At 57.1% G+C, this 17,578-nt stretch carries 20 protein-coding genes; 15 read left to right on the forward strand and 5 right to left on the reverse strand.

What is annotated here, in order from left to right; translation table 11 throughout:
- Positions 1 to 63: 63 nt before the first annotated feature.
- The gene (locus FHC52_RS03895; RefSeq protein ID WP_032674522.1) at positions 64 to 624 is read right to left on the reverse strand and encodes a lipoprotein; all 561 of its coding nucleotides are present in this window, start codon (positions 622 to 624) and stop codon (positions 64 to 66) included.
- A 123-nt stretch (positions 625 to 747) separates the two neighbouring features.
- Positions 748 to 1,956 (reverse strand): multidrug efflux MFS transporter MdtH, encoded by a 1,209-nt coding sequence (gene mdtH, locus FHC52_RS03900; protein ID WP_023292794.1) that lies wholly within the window; start codon positions 1,954 to 1,956, stop codon positions 748 to 750.
- Positions 1,957 to 2,192: 236 nt separating this feature from the next.
- On the opposite strand from mdtH, the gene rimJ reads away from it, so the two are divergent.
- The 4 genes from rimJ to murJ all read left to right on the forward strand — a co-directional run bounded on the left by rimJ (position 2,193) and on the right by murJ (position 6,028).
- Entirely contained in the window at positions 2,193 to 2,777 is a 585-nt protein-coding gene (rimJ, locus tag FHC52_RS03905) for a ribosomal protein S5-alanine N-acetyltransferase (RefSeq protein WP_008500822.1), read from the forward strand.
- Between the two features lie 9 nt (positions 2,778 to 2,786).
- Positions 2,787 to 3,437 carry a YceH family protein gene (locus FHC52_RS03910; RefSeq protein ID WP_063616730.1) on the forward strand — a complete coding sequence of 217 codons (651 nt, stop codon included), beginning with the start codon at positions 2,787 to 2,789 and terminating at the stop codon, positions 3,435 to 3,437.
- Between the two features lie 2 nt (positions 3,438 to 3,439).
- Positions 3,440 to 4,363, forward strand: coding sequence for a Gfo/Idh/MocA family protein (locus tag FHC52_RS03915; protein WP_126289425.1), 924 nt, complete (start codon positions 3,440 to 3,442; stop codon positions 4,361 to 4,363).
- A 129-nt stretch (positions 4,364 to 4,492) separates the two neighbouring features.
- The gene (gene murJ / locus FHC52_RS03920; RefSeq protein WP_021240770.1) at positions 4,493 to 6,028 is read left to right on the forward strand and encodes a murein biosynthesis integral membrane protein MurJ; all 1,536 of its coding nucleotides are present in this window, start codon (positions 4,493 to 4,495) and stop codon (positions 6,026 to 6,028) included.
- Between the two features lie 59 nt (positions 6,029 to 6,087).
- Here the strand turns inward: murJ and flgN are convergent, their stop codons facing one another.
- The 3 genes from flgN to flgA all read right to left on the reverse strand — a co-directional run bounded on the left by flgN (position 6,088) and on the right by flgA (position 7,564).
- Positions 6,088 to 6,513, reverse strand: coding sequence for a flagella biosynthesis chaperone FlgN (gene flgN, locus FHC52_RS03925; protein ID WP_008500818.1), 426 nt, complete (start codon positions 6,511 to 6,513; stop codon positions 6,088 to 6,090).
- Between the two features lie 4 nt (positions 6,514 to 6,517).
- Complete coding sequence (flgM, locus tag FHC52_RS03930; protein ID WP_008500817.1) at positions 6,518 to 6,811, reverse strand: flagellar biosynthesis anti-sigma factor FlgM; 294 nt, start codon at positions 6,809 to 6,811, stop codon at positions 6,518 to 6,520.
- A 93-nt stretch (positions 6,812 to 6,904) separates the two neighbouring features.
- On the reverse strand, positions 6,905 to 7,564 hold the full coding sequence (gene flgA, locus FHC52_RS03935) for a flagellar basal body P-ring formation chaperone FlgA (protein WP_044596817.1): 660 nt from the start codon (positions 7,562 to 7,564) through the stop codon (positions 6,905 to 6,907).
- 157 nt (positions 7,565 to 7,721) lie between these two features.
- Between flgA and flgB the strand changes: the two genes are divergently transcribed.
- From flgB to flgL, 11 genes are all read left to right on the forward strand, one after another.
- Entirely contained in the window at positions 7,722 to 8,138 is a 417-nt protein-coding gene (gene flgB / locus FHC52_RS03940) for a flagellar basal body rod protein FlgB (RefSeq protein WP_008500815.1), read from the forward strand.
- Positions 8,139 to 8,141: 3 nt separating this feature from the next.
- Complete coding sequence (gene flgC / locus FHC52_RS03945) at positions 8,142 to 8,546, forward strand: flagellar basal body rod protein FlgC (RefSeq protein ID WP_008500814.1); 405 nt, start codon at positions 8,142 to 8,144, stop codon at positions 8,544 to 8,546.
- Positions 8,547 to 8,557: 11 nt separating this feature from the next.
- Positions 8,558 to 9,268 (forward strand): flagellar hook assembly protein FlgD, encoded by a 711-nt coding sequence (gene flgD / locus FHC52_RS03950; RefSeq protein WP_023343755.1) that lies wholly within the window; start codon positions 8,558 to 8,560, stop codon positions 9,266 to 9,268.
- Between the two features lie 26 nt (positions 9,269 to 9,294).
- The gene (gene flgE, locus FHC52_RS03955; protein ID WP_008500812.1) at positions 9,295 to 10,503 is read left to right on the forward strand and encodes a flagellar hook protein FlgE; all 1,209 of its coding nucleotides are present in this window, start codon (positions 9,295 to 9,297) and stop codon (positions 10,501 to 10,503) included.
- 20 nt (positions 10,504 to 10,523) lie between these two features.
- A complete protein-coding gene (locus tag FHC52_RS03960) occupies positions 10,524 to 11,279 on the forward strand; it encodes a flagellar basal body rod protein FlgF (protein WP_008500811.1) in 756 nt (251 codons plus the stop codon).
- 11 nt (positions 11,280 to 11,290) lie between these two features.
- Positions 11,291 to 12,073, forward strand: coding sequence for a flagellar basal-body rod protein FlgG (gene flgG, locus FHC52_RS03965; protein ID WP_008500810.1), 783 nt, complete (start codon positions 11,291 to 11,293; stop codon positions 12,071 to 12,073).
- A 57-nt stretch (positions 12,074 to 12,130) separates the two neighbouring features.
- Positions 12,131 to 12,829, forward strand: a complete 699-nt coding sequence (flgH, locus tag FHC52_RS03970) for a flagellar basal body L-ring protein FlgH (protein WP_008500809.1) — start codon at positions 12,131 to 12,133, stop codon at positions 12,827 to 12,829.
- A 12-nt stretch (positions 12,830 to 12,841) separates the two neighbouring features.
- Positions 12,842 to 13,939, forward strand: coding sequence for a flagellar basal body P-ring protein FlgI (locus tag FHC52_RS03975; RefSeq protein ID WP_063616732.1), 1,098 nt, complete (start codon positions 12,842 to 12,844; stop codon positions 13,937 to 13,939).
- Complete coding sequence (gene flgJ, locus FHC52_RS03980; protein ID WP_021240767.1) at positions 13,939 to 14,892, forward strand: flagellar assembly peptidoglycan hydrolase FlgJ; 954 nt, start codon at positions 13,939 to 13,941, stop codon at positions 14,890 to 14,892. Before FHC52_RS03975 ends, flgJ begins: the two co-directional genes overlap by 1 nt.
- A 75-nt stretch (positions 14,893 to 14,967) precedes the next feature.
- Complete coding sequence (flgK, locus tag FHC52_RS03985) at positions 14,968 to 16,608, forward strand: flagellar hook-associated protein FlgK (protein ID WP_063616733.1); 1,641 nt, start codon at positions 14,968 to 14,970, stop codon at positions 16,606 to 16,608.
- Positions 16,609 to 16,622: 14 nt separating this feature from the next.
- Entirely contained in the window at positions 16,623 to 17,576 is a 954-nt protein-coding gene (flgL, locus tag FHC52_RS03990) for a flagellar hook-associated protein FlgL (protein ID WP_023327102.1), read from the forward strand.
- Positions 17,577 to 17,578: the final 2 nt, after the last annotated feature.

Genomic DNA, 17,578 nt, shown 5'->3' on the forward strand with positions numbered 1-17,578 from the left:
GCGGAAACGTTTTCGTTTGCACACTTTTCCGTGAAAAAAAAGGGCGCCGCAGCGCCCTTCAGGTTAATCGGTGAAAGGAATGATAATTTCGCCCGGTTTCACCTCTATGCCTTTTGCGTATTTTTTCGCCAGAGCTTCACCCTTGCTTTTGTCTTCGCTTAAGACGTACGCGGGCTGCTGGTTAAAGTAATTCCGCAGCGACTGATTCAGATAGGGCATGAGGGTTTGCAAAACCGGCGCCATCTTGTCCGGAGACACCTTCGCGTCGACCACTTCCATCTCCTGCAGGAAAATCGCCCCTTTCTCTTTGTTGAAAACAGGGAGTGCCTTCAGCTTGAGCTTGATGTTGGCTTTCTGATTGCCAAAGAGGGAGGACATATCGAGGTCCGCATCACCGGCCAGGGTGACTTTGTTTGGCTCTTCACGTCCGATTTGACTGGTGAGGTTTGTGAGCACGATATGCGCATCGGCAAGACCCGGTACGCCAATGTCTTTCGAGAAATTGTTATGTTTTTGCAGCGCCTGATTAATTTCCTGTTCACTGACGGTGTATTGCGTGAGCTGGTTACAGCCAACCAGCAGGCCGCTGACAATCAATGCCGCGGCTAAGACAATTTTCTTCATAGTGTTCCTCAACGAAAAATCGGCGCTTCTGTCCTGTTACGCCAGTATGTCAGCGTGAATGGGCAGAAACCAGCAGAAAAAACTGAGAAGTGGGGCGGGAAGGGCTCCCGCCCGAGGGAAAGGCTACGCGCCGGGCTCGAGCATGCCGCTCGCGCTGCGTTTCTGGCTGAACTGCCACCACAGGGCGAGTAGCGTCATAAAGCCCACCACGCCCAGCATCATCCACGGAAGTTCAGGTTGATTTAACGCTTTGCCAGCATCAAACAACCAGCCGCCGCCGGCGTAACCTAATGCCCCGCCAAGCGCCAGCCCCAGTCGGCTGAACCCCATATAGCTGCCGCGTGCACGCGCATCCGCAAGCGAGGCGCTCAGCGTTTCGCGGGCAGGCTCGGCGATGATCGAGCCAATATAGAACGTGCAAATCAGCGTAAACAGCTGCTGGAGCGTGTTCACCAGGCCGATCGGCATCATGCTCAGCGTCATCAGGAACAGTCCGGCCATCAGGCGATGCTCCAGGCGAAAACGCCGCTCGCTCCAGCGGGCAATCGGATAGAGGAGCGTTAACGACAGGCAGGCTTCGATGGCGTACATCCATTTCACCGCCGCAGGGGTACCGGCAATGTCGTTAACCATGATCGGCAGCATCAGCATGACCTGCACGGCCAGCATGTAATATCCCGTCAGGGTCAACACATAGGTGACAAAACGTCTGTCGCGCAGAACGCGGCCCAGCCCTTCCCGAACCGGCGCTTTCACCGTTGACAGTTTCCACGCCGGCAGGAACAGGCCATTAAACAGCGCGCACAGCATAAAGAGCACCGCCCCAGCCGCGCAGACCAGACGGAAATCATACTGCAGCAGCCAGCTTCCCAGCAGGGCGCCGATAACCGCCCCGGCGCTGTCCTGCATCATCAGAATCGAGAAGAAGCGGCCGCGGTGCTGCGGGCGAATCAGCTTTACCACCAGCGCGGTGCGGGGCGGATCGAACAGCGTGCCCCCGATGCCGGAGAGGAAACAGGAGAACCAGAGCAGCCAGGGCTCCTGGGCGACCGCCATCGTGGCAAACCCTGCCGCGCGCAGCAGCATACCGGTGACGATCATCGGTTTCGCGCCAAAACGGTCGGCAATGGCCCCGCCAAAGACGCCCAGGCCCTGCTGGACAAACTGGCGTAGCCCCAGGGCAATGCCGACCATTAATGCCGCCCAGCCCATCTGATCGACAAAGCGGATCGAAATAAGCGGAAAAACGACAAAAAAGCCGAGCACGACCAGCATGTTATCGACGAGCAGGAAATATTTACCCAGGCTCCTGGCCTGTGATACGCGGGACATTTTCCCTCCAGGGAAAATAAGATGGTGAGCACGCTAACATTCTGCGGTGTCGCCGCGTTTTTTCCCACCCCTGCACGTGACAATATTTTTTTATCAAAAGGGTGCTTTGATAGAGAGTTCTCATCGAAAAATGTGAAAAGAGGTGAAAATGGTATGTCACTGTTTTCACAGACGGCGCAGGCGCAGGTATAGTAAAGCTAATGGGCAAGCTGAAGTGACGGGAAGGAGTGGTATCGATGTTTGGCTATCGCAGTAATGTGCCAAAAGTGCGTCTGACAACGGACAGGCTGGTCGTTCGTCTGGTGCATGAGCGTGATGCCTGGCGTCTGGCGGATTATTACGCCGAGAATCGCCAGTTTTTAAAACCCTGGGAACCCGTTCGGGATGAGAGCCATTGTTACCCTTCCGGCTGGCAGGCGCGCCTCAGCATGATTACGGAATTTCACAAGCAGGGCAGCGCGTTTTATTTCGCGCTGCTGGATCCTGAAGAGAAAGAGATTATCGGGATCGCCAATTTTTCAAACGTGGTGCGGGGATCGTTTCACGCCTGCTATCTGGGCTACTCCATCGGCCAGAAGTGGCAGGGGCAGGGGCTGATGTACGAGGCGCTGACGGTAGCGATCCGCTATATGCAACGCACCCAGCACATTCATCGCATTATGGCGAACTATATGCCGCATAACCAGCGCAGCGGAAATCTGCTGGCGCGTTTAGGGTTCGAGAAAGAGGGTTACGCCAAAGATTATCTGCTGATAGACGGAGAGTGGCGCGACCACGTTCTGACGGCATTAACCACCCGGGACTGGACTGCAGGTCGTTAAGGAGAAAAGATGAAGTATCAGCTAAACGGTACAGAAGCGCGCGTGATTGGGTGCTTACTCGAAAAACAGGTCACCACGCCGGAGCAGTATCCGCTCTCCGTCAACGCCGTGACCATGGCCTGCAACCAGAAAACCAACCGCGAGCCGGTGATGAACCTCAGCGAGCATGAGGTTCAGGACGTGCTGGATGCGCTGGTCAAACGCCACTATCTGCGCACCGTCAGCGGCTTCGGCAACCGCGTGACCAAATACGAACAGCGCTTCTGTAACTCCGAATTTGGTGACCTGAAGCTGAGCAGTGCGGAAGTGGCGGTCATCACCACGCTGTTGCTGCGCGGGGCGCAAACGCCGGGAGAACTGCGCACGCGCGCTTCCCGTATGCATGAGTTCAGCGATATGCAGGAGGTCGAGCAGACCCTCGAAGGGCTGGCCGCGCGTGAAGACGGTCCTTACGTGGTGCGTCTGGCGCGCGAGCCGGGCAAGCGTGAAAGCCGCTATATGCACCTGTTCAGCGGTGAAGTTGATAGTTCAGTTAAATCCAGCGCAACCGACATAACGGCCATAGATGATGATTTGGTTGCCCGCGTAGCGGCGCTGGAAGACGAGGTCGCCGGGCTGAAACAGCGTCTGGATGCCCTGCTGGCACATTTGGGAGACTGACGGTGAAAAAATTACGCATTGGCGTAGTAGGGCTGGGCGGTATTGCACAAAAAGCCTGGCTGCCGGTTCTGGGGGCAGCGACGGACTGGACGCTGCAAGGGGCCTGGTCACCCACGCGCGAGAAGGCCGAGCGGATCTGCGAAACCTGGCGTATGCCGTATGCGGCGTCGCTTCAGGATCTGGCCCGCGAGTGCGATGCGGTCTTTGTGCATACCTCAACGTCTACCCACTATCAGGTCGTGAGCGAGCTGCTCAATGCGGGCGTTCACGTTTGCGTGGATAAACCTCTGGCGGAAAATGTTCCGGACGCGGAACGCCTGATTGAGCTGGCGGCGCGTAAAAAACTGACGCTGATGGTCGGCTTCAACCGCCGCTTCGCGCCCCTTTACCAGCAGCTTAAGGCACAGTCGGGCACGCTTGCCTCGCTGCGGATGGATAAACACCGCACGGACAGCATCGGGCCAAACGATCTGCGCTTCACGCTGCTGGATGATTATCTCCACGTTGTGGATACGGCGCTGTGGCTCGCCGGTAGCAACGCGCAGCTGCAAAGTGGCACGCTGCTCACGAACGAGCAGGGTGAAATGGTCTACGCCGAACACCATTTCGCGATTGACCATCTGCAGATCACGACCAGCATGCATCGTCGTGCCGGCAGCCAGCGAGAATGCGTCCAGGCCGTCACCGACGGCGCGTTGTACGACATTACCGACATGCGTGAATGGCGGGAAGAGAAGGGCTGCGGCGTGGTGACGCTCCCCGCGCCTGGCTGGCAGAGCACGCTTGAACAGCGCGGTTTTGCCGGTTGCGCCCGCCACTTCATCACCTGCGTGCAAAATCAGACGGTTCCTGAAACGTCCGGCGAGCAGGCCATCATGGCGCAGCGCATTGTGGAAAGGCTCTGGCGCGAGGCCATGAGTGAATAACTCGCTGTAACATCTGCGGATAGTAATTCGTTGAAATCCGGGTAGACTAAGCGCCGCTTGTAGGCTTTGCCGGGTGGCGCTTACGCTTGCCCGTCCTGGAAATCCGTATGGTTCTGGAAATTCACGTTAATGAACTTATTAAAATCGCTGGCGGCCGTCAGCTCGATGACCATGTTTTCCCGCGTGCTGGGTTTTGCGCGCGACGCCATTGTGGCAAGGGTATTTGGTGCAGGGATGGCCACGGACGCCTTTTTCGTCGCGTTCAAATTACCGAACCTGCTGCGTCGTATTTTTGCGGAGGGGGCGTTTTCCCAGGCATTCGTCCCGATCCTGGCGGAATATAAAAGCAAGCAGGGCGAGGACGCCACGCGCGTCTTTGTGTCTTATGTCTCCGGCCTGCTGACGCTGGCGCTGGCGGTGGTGACCGTCCTCGGGATGCTGGCCGCGCCCTGGGTGATTATGGTGACCGCGCCCGGCTTTGCCGATACGGCCGACAAGTTTGCCCTGACCTCGCAGCTTTTGCGCATTACCTTTCCCTATATTCTGCTGATCTCGCTGGCTTCGCTGGTGGGGGCGATCCTCAATACCTGGAACCGCTTCTCCGTTCCGGCGTTTGCGCCGACGTTTCTTAACGTCAGCATGATCGGCTTTGCCCTGTTCGCCGCCCCGCACTTCAACCCGCCGGTGCTGGCGCTGGCCTGGGCGGTCACCGTCGGCGGCGTGCTGCAGCTGGCGTATCAGCTGCCGCACCTGAAAAAAATCGGCATGCTGGTGCTGCCGCGCATCAACCTCAAAGATGCCGGGGCGATGCGCGTCATCAAGCAGATGGGGCCCGCCATTCTCGGCGTCTCCGTCAGCCAGATCTCGCTGATTATCAACACCATCTTTGCCTCGTTCCTGGTGTCCGGCTCGGTTTCCTGGATGTACTACGCCGATCGCCTGATGGAGTTTCCGTCCGGGGTGCTGGGCGTGGCGCTGGGGACCATCCTGCTGCCGTCGCTGTCGAAAAGTTTTGCCAGCGGCAATCATGATGAGTATTGCCGCCTGATGGACTGGGGCCTGCGTCTCTGCTTCCTGCTGGCCCTGCCAAGCGCGGTGGCGCTGGGTATTCTGGCCAAACCGCTGACGGTGTCGCTCTTCCAGTACGGGAAATTCACTGCCTTCGATGCCGCCATGACCCAGCGCGCGCTGATTGCCTACTCGGTGGGGCTGATGGGGCTGATCGTGGTGAAAGTGCTGGCGCCGGGCTTTTACTCGCGTCAGGACATTAAAACGCCGGTAAAAATTGCCATCGTGACGCTGATTATGACGCAGCTGATGAACCTGGCGTTTATTGGTCCGCTGAAACATGCCGGCCTGTCATTATCGATTGGTCTTGCGGCCTGTCTGAATGCCGGGCTGCTGTACTGGCAGCTGCGCAAGCAGGATATTTTCACGCCGCAGCCGGGTTGGGGCAGTTTCCTGGTGCGTCTGATCGTTGCGGTACTGGTGATGTCTGCCGCGCTGCTTGGCATGATGCACGTGATGCCGGAGTGGTCCCTGGGCACGATGCCTTATCGTCTGATGCGCCTGATGGCCGTGGTGTGCGTTGGGGTGGTGGCGTATTTTGCCACGCTCGCGGTGCTGGGTTTCAAAGTCAAAGAGTTTGCCCGCCGGACGGCATAAACGCCAAAAGGGGAGTTCACCTCATGGTGCTCCCCACTGCATGATTAGTCGCTTATGCGTCAAATCGAAATCTTTTTCACACCTGCAATACGCGCCGTCGCCGTCTGACCATCCGCACCGTACAGACCGGTTTCTTTATGCGGTTTCAACACCTCAAGCGCCTGCTGATTACGCTCAATCTGCCCTTCCAGTAGCCAGCCGTTATGCTGGTTAAGATCGCGCAGGTGCTGGGTTTTTTCAGTAATGGTCTGCCAGCGCTCAATAATATCGTCATTGGCGCTGCGCTTAGGATCTTGCTCAGCGCGTCGCTGCTGCTCCAGATAATCCAGCGTTGCCAGAAGCGAACTTTTGTCTTCAGTAATACGCTGCAGCGCGCTGCCGTTGATGTGACCGGAAGAGAGATGCTGCTGTTCAGCGTCCATTACCGTTTTCAGGTCGTTCAGGACAACCGTCATTTGATCCAGTATTTCTGACAGTCGACTCATACGGTTAGTTACTCTGTAAGAAACTCTGTGCTTCCTGAATCAGGGCATCAGCGATCTTGCTGGTATCCATTTTCAGCTCACCGTTACGAATAGCCGTTTTCAGCGCTTCAACACGTTCCATATTGATATCGTTGCTGCCCGGCTGCATCAGTTTTGCCTGCGCGTCGCTCAGGGTCACGCTGGTGCTGTTGGACGTTGACGGTTTTTCCAGACGCGTTTTCTGCGCCGTTGCGTCATTCGTTTCGCGAGGTTGTACAGCGCTTACCGGCTTCAGGGCTGATGTACGATCAATGCTCATAGTGTTGTCCTCATCGAGGGTTCGCGGCGTTTGCGCCTGACATCATCATTAGTGGAATATTTATCGGCACGCGCCGCGAAATCTTTAAAAAGATTATAGGTTAATCAGAATTTTCCCATCAGCATCGACGGTTCCGCTCACCACCTGGCCTGAGGACATTCTGACGCGGGCGTTTTGCGCCACCGCGGCATTGTTCAACGCTTTCCCTTCACTGTTGATGCTAAAGCCATCTCCGTTGGCCACCACCATCACCTGTTGGCCTGCTTTTACCCGCCATGCCTGACGCAGCATGGAGATCTGTATCGGCTGGCCTGGCGCGACGTCGCGCAGGCTGACGGCGTCCTGTGCCTGGTTAATATCCAGCATGGTGCGTGGCGGCAGCTGATCCAGACGGCCGCGCTTCAAGGTCACGCTGTTTGTCTGCAGTACGCTGCCGCGCGCAATGGGCACGGCGGCGACAACATAATTGCCCGTCGCCTGAACGGCAACCTGTAAATAGCGTTTTTCGTTGGCGCAGCGTGCCAGCACGTTCACATTCCCCCAGAGCTTTGTGAACCCTACCACGCTGAAGGACGGCTGGTCGCACGTCGGGTACAGATTCGGTGGCGTGCGCACGGTAACGGTCACGTCATCGCTAAAGCCTGCCAGTTTTTCAGCAAAAAAAGCCGTTAGCCGATCCTGTATCCCTTCAGCCTGCGCCAGAGGGCTTAACAGCAAGAGAGCCGCCACCAGACCACGTTTTAACGTTTGCATCGCAAGTTCCACCGTTTCCAGAGTTGAACGAATTCTACCTGCAGTGGTTTTGCATCAACGGAATAAATAGCGACGCATTTTGCGCTTATTCCGTCGATAGGGGAGACCGGGTGAGATTTAAGCTGTGAACTGAAATTTTGCCATCAGCGGAGGAGACATGCTCGATAAACTCGACGCCGCGTTACGTTTTCAGCAGGAAGCGCTCAACTTACGCGCCCAGCGGCAGGAGATTTTAGCCGCCAATATCGCTAACGCCGATACCCCGGGGTATCAGGCGCGCGATATTGATTTTTCCAGTGAACTCAAAAAGGTGATGGAGCGTGGACGTGCCGAAGGAACGGGTGTTGCACTTGCCATGACATCCTCTCGCCATATTCCTGCTCAGGCGATGACCGCGCCAGCGACCGATTTACTTTATCGCATTCCCGATCAGCCCTCACTCGACGGTAACACCGTGGATATGGACCGGGAGCGTACCCAGTTTGCCGACAACAGCCTGAAATACCAGACGGGCCTGACCGTACTCGGCGGACAAATCAAAGGCATGATGAACGTCCTGCAGGGGGGGAATTGATAGATGGCCTTGCTGAATATTTTTGATATCGCCGGTTCGGCGTTAACCGCACAGTCCAAGCGCCTGAACGTGGCCGCCAGTAACCTGGCGAACGCCGACAGCGTCACCGGACCCGACGGCCAGCCTTATCGTGCCAAACAGGTTGTCTTTCAGGTCGATGCTGCGCCAGGCGCGGCGACGGGCGGCGTGAAGGTCTCGGATGTGGTGGAGAGCCAGGCCCCGGACAGACTGGTGTATGAGCCGGGTAACCCACTGGCGGATGCCAGCGGATACGTGAAGATGCCAAACGTGGATGTGGTGGGTGAGATGGTGAACTCCATGTCGGCTTCCCGTAGCTACCAGGCCAACGTCGAAGTGCTTAATACCGTGAAGAGCATGATGCTCAAAACACTCACTCTCGGCCAGTAAAGGAGACATGCATGTCCATCGCCGTAAATGTGAATGATCCGACGAACTCGGGTGTTAACAACACAAAGAGTACGACGGGTTCTAACTCCCTGACGGGGAGTAACGCCGCCGATCTTCAGGGCAGCTTTCTGACGCTGCTGGTGGCGCAGCTTAAGAACCAGGATCCCACTAACCCGATGCAGAACAACGAACTGACCACGCAGCTTGCGCAGATCAGCACCGTTAGCGGCATTGAGAAACTCAACACCACCCTTGGTTCCGTCTCTGGACAGATTAATAGCGCCCAGTCTCTGCAGGCGGCAAGCCTGATTGGCCACGGGGTGATGATCCCGGGAACCACGATTCTTGCGGGCACCAGCACCACCGACGGTACATCGACCACCACCACTACGCCGTTCGGCGTTGAATTGCAGCAGGCGGCTGACAAAGTGACGGCGACGATCACCGACTCAACCGGCGCCGTGGTTCGCACCATCGACATCGGCGAGCTGAAGGCGGGCGTTCACACCTTTACGTGGGACGGCAGCCTGACCGACGGCACGAAAGCGCCAAACGGTGCTTACAAAGTCGCGATCAGCGCCAGCAACGGGACGACCCAGCTGGTGGCGCAGCCGCTGCAGTTCGCGCTGGTCCAGGGCGTGATTAAAGGAAGCGACGGCAACAAACTGGATTTGGGAACCTCTGGTTCCACCACACTCGACGAAGTTCGGCAGATTATCTAAGCCTTAACACTTATCAGGAGTAAGTCATGGCCTTTTCTCAAGCGGTCAGCGGCCTGAATGCTGCGGCCACCAACCTGGACGTCATTGGCAACAACATCGCCAACTCCGCGACCTATGGTTTTAAATCCGGTTCTGCTTCCTTTGCAGACATGTTTGCCGGTTCCAAAGTCGGCCTGGGCGTGAAAGTTGCGGGCATCACTCAGGACTTTAGCGACGGCACCACCACCAACACCGGTCGTGGTCTGGACGTCGCCATCAGCCAGAACGGTTTCTTCCGTATGGTCGACTCCAACGGCTCTGTGTTCTACAGCCGTAACGGCCAGTTCAAGCTGGATGAAAACCGTAATCTGGTGAACATGCAGGGGATGCAGTTAACCGGTTATCCGGTTGCCGGGACGCCATCAACGGTTCAGACCGGGGCGAACCCACAGGTCATTAATATCCCAACCACGTTGATGGCCGCGAAGTCCACCACCACGGCTTCCCAGCAGATTAACCTGAATTCCACCGATACCGCGCCGACCACCGCCTTTGATCCGGCTAACCCGGACACGTACAACAAAAAAGGTACGGTGACCGTCTTTGATAGCCAGGGTAATGCGCACAACATGAACCTGTTTTATGTCAAAGATGCGACCCCAGCTAACTCCTGGAAAGTGTATGCCCAGGACGGTAGCGTCGCAGGCAGCACGGCGGCACTCGCCACCACGCTGACCTTCGATAATAACGGTACGCTGACCGGTGGTGGAAATATCAACATCACTACCGCGACCATCCCAGGTGCGACGCCAGCGACCTTCGCCATGAGTTTTGCTAACTCCATGCAGCAGAACACCGGCGCGAACAATATCGTTGCGACCAGCCAGAATGGTTTTAAACCAGGCGACCTGGTGAGCTACCAAATCAATGACGACGGCACTGTGGTCGGTAACTATTCCAACGAACAGACCCAGGTTCTGGGCCAGATCGTGCTGGCAAACTTCGCCAACAACGAAGGTCTGAAATCGGAAGGCGACAACGTCTGGTCTGCCACCCAGTCCTCCGGCGTGGCGCTGCTGGGTACTGCCGGAAGCGGTAACTTCGGCACGCTGACCAACGGTGCGCTGGAAGCCTCTAACGTCGATCTGAGTAAAGAGCTGGTGAACATGATCGTCGCGCAGCGTAACTATCAGTCGAACGCGCAGACCATCAAAACCCAGGATCAGATCCTCAACACGCTGGTTAACCTGCGTTAAGCGGCTAACAGGAAAGCGCAATGGATCACGCAATATATACCGCGATGGGCGCGGCAAGTCAGACGCTCAATCAGCAGGCCGTTACCGCCAGCAACCTGGCAAACGCCTCAACGCCGGGCTTTCGCGCGCAGCTTAATGCGCTGCGCGCGGTGCCGGTCGAAGGGCTTTCATTGCCGACCCGTACGCTGGTGACGGCATCAACCCCTGGCGCCGATATGACGCCAGGGCAGATGGATTACACCTCACGCCCGCTGGACGTGGCTCTGCAGCAGGACGGCTGGCTGGCGGTGCAAACGGCGGACGGTAGCGAAGGCTATACCCGTAACGGGAACATCCAGGTGAGCGCGACGGGCCAGCTGACGATTCAGGGGCATCCGGTGATGGGGGAAGCGGGTCCGCTGACCGTACCGGAAGGCTCTGAGCTGACTATCGCTGCGGACGGCACCATTTCGGCGCTCAACCCTGGCGACCCGGCCAATACCGTTGCGCCCGTCGGTCGTCTGAAGCTGGTCAAGGCGGAAGGCAAAGAGGTGCAGCGTGGCGACGACGGCATGTTCCGTCTGACCCAGGCGGCGCAGGCGACGCGGGGGGCCACCTTACAGGCCGATCCGAGCATCCGCGTGATGTCCGGTGTTCTGGAAGGCAGTAACGTCAAGCCGGTCGAAGCCATGACCGACATGATCGCCAGCGCCCGTCGTTTTGAAATGCAGATGAAGATCATCAGCAGCGTCGATGAAAACGCGGGCAAGGCTAACCAACTTCTGGCTATGAGCTAACAGGATTCCTTATGATCAGTTCTTTATGGATCGCGAAAACTGGCCTGGACGCCCAGCAAACCAATATGGACGTGATTGCCAACAACCTGGCAAACGTGAGCACCAATGGTTTCAAGCGTCAGCGCGCCGTTTTCGAAGATTTGCTTTATCAAACCATCCGCCAGCCGGGCGCGCAGTCTTCTGAACAGACGACGCTGCCATCGGGCCTGCAGATCGGTACCGGTGTTCGTCCGGTGGCGACCGAGCGTCTGCACAGCCAGGGCAACCTGTCTCAGACCAACAACAGCAAAGACGTGGCGATCAAAGGCCAGGGCTTCTTCCAGGTGCAACTGCCTGACGGGACTTCTGCCTACACCCGCGACGGCTCGTTCCAGGTCGATCAGAACGGCCAGCTGGTGACGGCGGGCGGTTTCCAGGTTCAGCCTGCGATTACCATCCCGGCGAACGCCCTGAGCATTACCATCGGACGTGACGGTGTGGTCAGCGTAACCCAGCAGGGGCAGGCCGCGCCGGTTCAGGTTGGGCAGCTCAACCTGACCACCTTCATGAACGATACCGGTCTGGAAAGCATTGGTGAGAACCTCTACACCGAGACGCAATCCTCCGGTACGCCAAATGAGAGCACCCCGGGCCTGAACGGCGCGGGCCTGCTGTATCAGGGCTATGTTGAAACCTCCAACGTGAACGTGGCGGAAGAGCTGGTGAATATGATCCAGGTTCAGCGCGCGTATGAAATTAACAGTAAAGCAGTGTCGACGACCGACCAGATGCTGCAGAAACTGACGCAACTCTAAGGTGTAGCCCGGTGCGGTAAACGCCGCGCCGGCTCCCTGTTTTCGAAGATGAAGGCAATGCAAAAAAACGCGGCGTTTCGTTATCCGATTCTGACTGTTCTGGCCGTCACCCTCAGCGGGTGTGCCTGGATCCCGTCTAAACCTTTGGTCCAGGGTGCGACGACTGCCCAACCCGTTCCTGGCCCTGCGCCAGTAGTCAACGGCTCCATTTTCCAGACCGCGCAGCCGATTAATTACGGCTATCAGCCGCTGTTTGAAGATCGCCGCCCGCGTAACGTCGGCGATACATTGACCATTGTGCTGCAGGAAAACGTCAGCGCGAGCAAGAGCTCGTCGGCGAACGCCAGCCGTGATGGCAAAACGAATTTTGGCTTCGATACCGTCCCGCGCTACCTGCAGGGACTGTTCGGCAACGCGCGTGCTGATGTCGATGCCTCTGGCGGCAACACCTTTAACGGTAAAGGTGGCGCGAACGCCAGCAACACCTTCAGCGGCACGCTGACGGTCACGGTTGACCAGGTACTGGTTAACGGCAACTTACACGTGGTGGGTGAAAAACAGATCGCCATCAACCAGGGCACTGAATTCATTCGCTTCTCGGGCGTGGTTAACCCTCGCACCATCAGCGGCACCAACACCGTTCCGTCCACCCAGGTGGCGGATGCGCGCATTGAGTACGTCGGTAACGGCTATATCAATGAAGCGCAGAATATGGGTTGGCTGCAGCGCTTCTTCCTTAACTTATCGCCGATGTAAGCGAGGTGACCCATGTTTAAATCGATCTTCGCCGTGGCGCTCGCGCTGGTGGCTACCTTTGCCCAGGCTGACCGCATTCGCGATCTCACCAGCGTACAGGGCGTGCGTGAAAACTCGCTGATTGGCTATGGCCTGGTGGTGGGGCTGGACGGTACCGGTGACCAGACGACCCAGACCCCCTTTACCACCCAAAGTCTGAACAACATGCTTTCCCAGCTCGGCATTACCGTGCCGGCGGGAACTAACATGCAGCTGAAAAACGTGGCGGCAGTAATGGTCACCGCATCCTACCCGGCGTTTGCGCGTCAGGGACAGACCATTGACGTGGTAGTCTCCTCAATGGGTAACGCCAAAAGCCTGCGCGGCGGTACGCTGCTGATGACTCCGCTGAAAGGCGTCGACAGCCAGGTTTATGCGCTGGCGCAGGGGAACATTCTGGTCGGCGGTGCGGGTGCATCCGCAGGCGGAAGCAGCGTGCAGGTGAACCAGCTCAACGGCGGACGGATTACCAACGGGGCGATCATTGAGCGTGAACTGCCGACCCAGTTTGGCACGGGCAACACCATTAACCTGCAGCTCAATAATGAAGACTTCACGATGGCGCAGCAGATTGCCGATACCATCAACCGCAGCCGTGGCTACGGTAATGCCACGGCACTCGATGCGCGCACCGTGCAGATCCGTACCTCCACCGGCAGCAGCAACCAGGTGCGCATGCTGGCCGATATCCAGAATATGGAAGTGAACGTTCCGGTCCAGGATGCGAAGGTGATCATCAACTCCCGTACCGGCTCGGTGGTGATGAACCGGGAAGTGTCGCTCGACAGCTGTGCCGTGGCGCAGGGGAACCTGTCGGTGACGGTGAACCGCTCCGCTAACGTCAGCCAGCCGGACACGCCGTTTGGCGGTGGTCAGACGGTGGTAACCCCGCAAACGCAGATTGATTTACGTCAGAGCGGTGGGTCTTTACAAAGCGTGCGATCAAGCGCCAACCTGAACAGCGTGGTGCGCGCCCTGAACGCCCTGGGCGCAACGCCGATGGATCTGATGTCCATTCTGCAATCCATGCAAAGCGCGGGCTGCCTGCGCGCCAAACTGGAAATCATCTAATGCTGACCGATAGCAAACTGTTGACCAGTGCAGCCTGGGACGCCCAGTCGCTCAACGAACTGAAAACCAAAGCAGGCAAAGACCCGGCGGCGAATATCCGCCCGGTCGCCCGCCAGGTGGAAGGAATGTTTGTACAGATGATGCTGAAGAGCATGCGCGAAACCCTGCCGAAAGACGGGATGTTCAGCAGTGATTCAACGCGTCTCTACACCAGCATGTATGACCAGCAGATTGCGCAGCAGATGACCGCCGGGAAAGGCCTCGGTCTGGCTGACATGATTGTCAAGCAGACCGAAGCGGCGCAGGGCATTCAGCCTCAGGATCAGCCGCAGCAGGTACCGATGAAGTTCGACCTGGAAACGGTGACCAGCTATCAGAACCAGGCTCTGACGCAAATGGTGCGTAAAGCCATGCCGAAAGCCACGGGCAGCGGCGATGAGCCGCTCTCCGGTGACAGCAAAGACTTCCTGGCGCAGCTTTCTCTGCCTGCGCGCCTTGCCAGCGAACAGAGCGGCGTGCCGCATCACCTGATTCTGGCGCAGGCCGCGCTGGAGTCGGGCTGGGGTCAGCGCCAGATCCGCAAGGAAAACGGCGAACCGAGCTTCAACATCTTCGGCGTGAAGGCCACCTCCAGCTGGAAGGGGCCAACCACGGAGATCACAACCACCGAATACGAGAACGGTGCGGCGGTGAAGGTGAAAGCCAAATTCCGCGTCTACAGCTCGTATCTGGAAGCCTTGTCCGATTATGTTGGCCTGCTGAGCCGAAATCCGCGCTATACCGCCGTGACGCAGGCGGCGACGGCGGAGCAGGGCGCTCAGGCGCTGCAAAACGCGGGCTACGCGACCGACCCGAACTATGCGCGCAAGCTCACCAGCATGATCCAGCAGCTGAAATCCATGGGCGAGAAGGTCAGCAAAGCCTATAGCACAGATATTGAAAATCTGTTCTGAAAGTTCTCAAGTCCCGGTGGAGGTTGCCGATAACCTTCATCAGGACTCGTGTCTGAACGTATAAAAGGAACCCCCATGTCCAGTTTGATTAACAGCGCCATGAGTGGCCTCAGTGCTGCGCAGTCGGCACTCAATACCGTCAGTAATAATATTTCAAGCTATAACGTGGCAGGCTATACCCGCCAGACCACGGTGCTGGGCGCATCTAACAGCACGCTGACCGGCGGTGGCTGGGTGGGTAACGGGGTGTATGTCTCCGGTGTCCAGCGTGAGTATGACGCCTTCATCACCAATCAGCTGCGCGCCGCGCAGACGCAGAGCAGCGGCCTGACGACGCGCTATCAGCAGATGTCAAAAATCGACGATGTGCTCTCCGATACCACCAACTCGCTCTCCACCACGCTGCAGGACTTCTTCAAAAGCCTGCAAACGCTGGTGAGCAACGCGGAAGATCCGGCGGCGCGTCAGACGGTGCTGGGTAAAGCGGGCGGTCTGGTCAATCAGTTCAAAACCAACGATCAGTATCTTCGTGACCAGGATACGCAGGTGAATACCGCGATTTCAACCAGCGTGTCGCAGATCAACAACTACGCCAAACAGATTGCCAATCTGAACGATCAGATTTCCCGTCTGACCGGCGTCGGTGCGGGCGCATCGCCTAACGATCTGCTTGACCAGCGCGATCAGCTCGTCACTGAGCTGAACAAAATCGTCGGCGTGGAAGTGTCTGTGCAGGATAGCGGCACGTATAACATCTCTTTCGGCAACGGTTACAGCCTGGTGCAGGGCAGCAAAGCTAACCAGCTGGCTGCCGTGAAGTCGAGTGCCGATCCGGCTCGTACCACCGTGGCCTATGTCGATGACGTGGCCGGGAACGTAGAGATCCCGGAAAAGATGATCACCACCGGTTCTTTGGGCGGTTTACTGACCTTCCGCACGGAAGATCTGGATAAAGCTCGTAACACCCTGAACCAGATGGCGCTGGCCTTTGCCGATTCGATGAACACGCAGCATGAGGCTGGCTTTGACGCTAACGGTGATGCGGGCGGTAAGCTGTTCAACTTTGGTTCTCCGGCGGTGCTGTCCAACAGCAAGAACGGCGGATCGGTGGTTGTTACGGCCTCTGTGACGGACAGCAAGCAGGTCCAGGCGACAGACTATAAGCTGCAGTTCAACGGCACTGACTGGACGATCACCCGTACATCAGACAAAACCAGCTTTACGATGAGCCCGGATGCCAGCGGCAACCTGTCATTTGATGGTCTTAACGTCAACGTGAGCGGCACGGCAAATACCAAAGACAGCTTTACCGTGAAGCCGGTTTCTGACGTCATCATGAACATGGATCTGGCGATCAGCGACGAGTCCAAACTGGCGATGGCGTCCGTGCAGACCGGCGGTGAGAGCGACAACCGCAATGGCCAGAAAATGCTCGAATTGCAAAACAGCAAAGTGGTAGGCGGGAACAAAAGCTTCAACGATGCGTATGCCTCGCTGGTAAGTACTGTCGGGAGTTCTACGGCCTCACTGAAAGTAAGCAGCCAGACGAAAGCCGATGTAGAAACGCAGCTGATCAGACAGCAGCAGACCATCTCTGGGGTAAACCTCGACGAAGAGTATGGCAATTTGCAGCGTTATCAGCAGTATTACCTGGCGAACGCCCAGGTTCTCCAGACTGCCAGTACGCTCTTCGATGCAATTATCAACATTCGTTAAGGTTGAGGTGAATAATGCGTATTAGCACCCAGATGATGTATGAGCAGAACATGCGTGGGATCACCGATTCCCAAAGCAGATGGCTGAGTTATGGTGAACAAATGTCCACCGGCAAGCGCGTCAATCGTCCGTCCGATGATCCGATCGCGGCTTCGCAGGCTATTGTTTTGTCACAATCTCAGTCACAAAACAGCCAATTTGCTCTGGCGCGAACCTTTGCCACGCAAAAGGTCTCATTGGAAGATAACGTATTGGCTCAGGTGAATAGCGCGATCTCAAGCGTGCGGGAGAAACTGGTCTACGCGTCAAACGGCACACTAAACGATGACGATCGTCTTGCTCTGGCGACCGATATTCAGGGGATACGCGATCAGCTTATGAACCTGGCCAACACGACGGATGGTAATGGTCGCTTTATCTTTGCGGGATACAAAACCGAGAGCGCACCGTTTGATTCCGTAACCGGCGAGTACAGGGGCGGCGCTGAAGCCATCACCCAGCAGGTCGATACGGCGCGAAATATGGCGATTAGTCATACCGGCCAGCAGATTTTCGAAAGCATTACCAGTAATGCGGAGCAATTGCCGGGTGGTGGTTATGGCGAGACAAACATGTTCAAAATCCTGGATTCTGCCGTTGCTGCGCTGAAGACGCCGATTGAGAACGATCAGGCTGCAGCTGCAGTCCAGAACCAGGTGATTGCCAATGCGCGAATCGGTATTCAGAACACCGAGAACAATATTCTGACGGTCGTTGCCGATGTGGGCACCAAGATGAACGAGCTGGAAAAACTCGATACGCTGGGCGATGACCGCGCGCTGGGCCAGACCAAGCAGATGAGCGATCTGGTGGATGTCGACTGGAACGAAGCGATTTCTTCTTACACCATGCAGCAGGCGGCCTTGCAGGCGTCTTATAAAGCGTTTAGCGATATGCAGGGCATGTCTCTGTTCCAGCTGAACAAATAACA

Origin of the sequence: Enterobacter sp. EC_64 (assembly GCF_019584165.1) — a bacterium.
Taxonomy (GTDB): Bacteria; Pseudomonadota; Gammaproteobacteria; order Enterobacterales; family Enterobacteriaceae; genus Enterobacter; species Enterobacter roggenkampii.

Bases quoted from the DNA above. Each gene is read 5' to 3' on its own strand.
- flgA (WP_044596817.1), bottom strand. From the start codon at position 7,564: ATGCAAACGTTAAAACGTGGTCTGGTGGCGGCTCTCTTGCTGTTAAGC.
- murJ (WP_021240770.1), top strand. From the start codon at position 4,493: ATGAACTTATTAAAATCGCTGGCGGCCGTCAGCTCGATGACCATGTTT.
- FHC52_RS03960 (WP_008500811.1), top strand. From the start codon at position 10,524: ATGGATCACGCAATATATACCGCGATGGGCGCGGCAAGTCAGACGCTC.
- flgN (WP_008500818.1), bottom strand. From the start codon at position 6,513: ATGAGTCGACTGTCAGAAATACTGGATCAAATGACGGTTGTCCTGAAC.
- flgC (WP_008500814.1), top strand. From the start codon at position 8,142: ATGGCCTTGCTGAATATTTTTGATATCGCCGGTTCGGCGTTAACCGCA.
- flgJ (WP_021240767.1), top strand. From the start codon at position 13,939: ATGCTGACCGATAGCAAACTGTTGACCAGTGCAGCCTGGGACGCCCAG.
- flgH (WP_008500809.1), top strand. From the start codon at position 12,131: ATGCAAAAAAACGCGGCGTTTCGTTATCCGATTCTGACTGTTCTGGCC.
- flgE (WP_008500812.1), top strand. From the start codon at position 9,295: ATGGCCTTTTCTCAAGCGGTCAGCGGCCTGAATGCTGCGGCCACCAAC.
- flgL (WP_023327102.1), top strand. From the start codon at position 16,623: ATGCGTATTAGCACCCAGATGATGTATGAGCAGAACATGCGTGGGATC.
- flgB (WP_008500815.1), top strand. From the start codon at position 7,722: ATGCTCGATAAACTCGACGCCGCGTTACGTTTTCAGCAGGAAGCGCTC.
- flgK (WP_063616733.1), top strand. From the start codon at position 14,968: ATGTCCAGTTTGATTAACAGCGCCATGAGTGGCCTCAGTGCTGCGCAG.
- FHC52_RS03895 (WP_032674522.1), bottom strand. From the start codon at position 624: ATGAAGAAAATTGTCTTAGCCGCGGCATTGATTGTCAGCGGCCTGCTG.
- flgD (WP_023343755.1), top strand. From the start codon at position 8,558: ATGTCCATCGCCGTAAATGTGAATGATCCGACGAACTCGGGTGTTAAC.
- rimJ (WP_008500822.1), top strand. From the start codon at position 2,193: ATGTTTGGCTATCGCAGTAATGTGCCAAAAGTGCGTCTGACAACGGAC.
- flgG (WP_008500810.1), top strand. From the start codon at position 11,291: ATGATCAGTTCTTTATGGATCGCGAAAACTGGCCTGGACGCCCAGCAA.
- mdtH (WP_023292794.1), bottom strand. From the start codon at position 1,956: ATGTCCCGCGTATCACAGGCCAGGAGCCTGGGTAAATATTTCCTGCTC.
- FHC52_RS03910 (WP_063616730.1), top strand. From the start codon at position 2,787: ATGAAGTATCAGCTAAACGGTACAGAAGCGCGCGTGATTGGGTGCTTA.
- flgM (WP_008500817.1), bottom strand. From the start codon at position 6,811: ATGAGCATTGATCGTACATCAGCCCTGAAGCCGGTAAGCGCTGTACAA.
- FHC52_RS03975 (WP_063616732.1), top strand. From the start codon at position 12,842: ATGTTTAAATCGATCTTCGCCGTGGCGCTCGCGCTGGTGGCTACCTTT.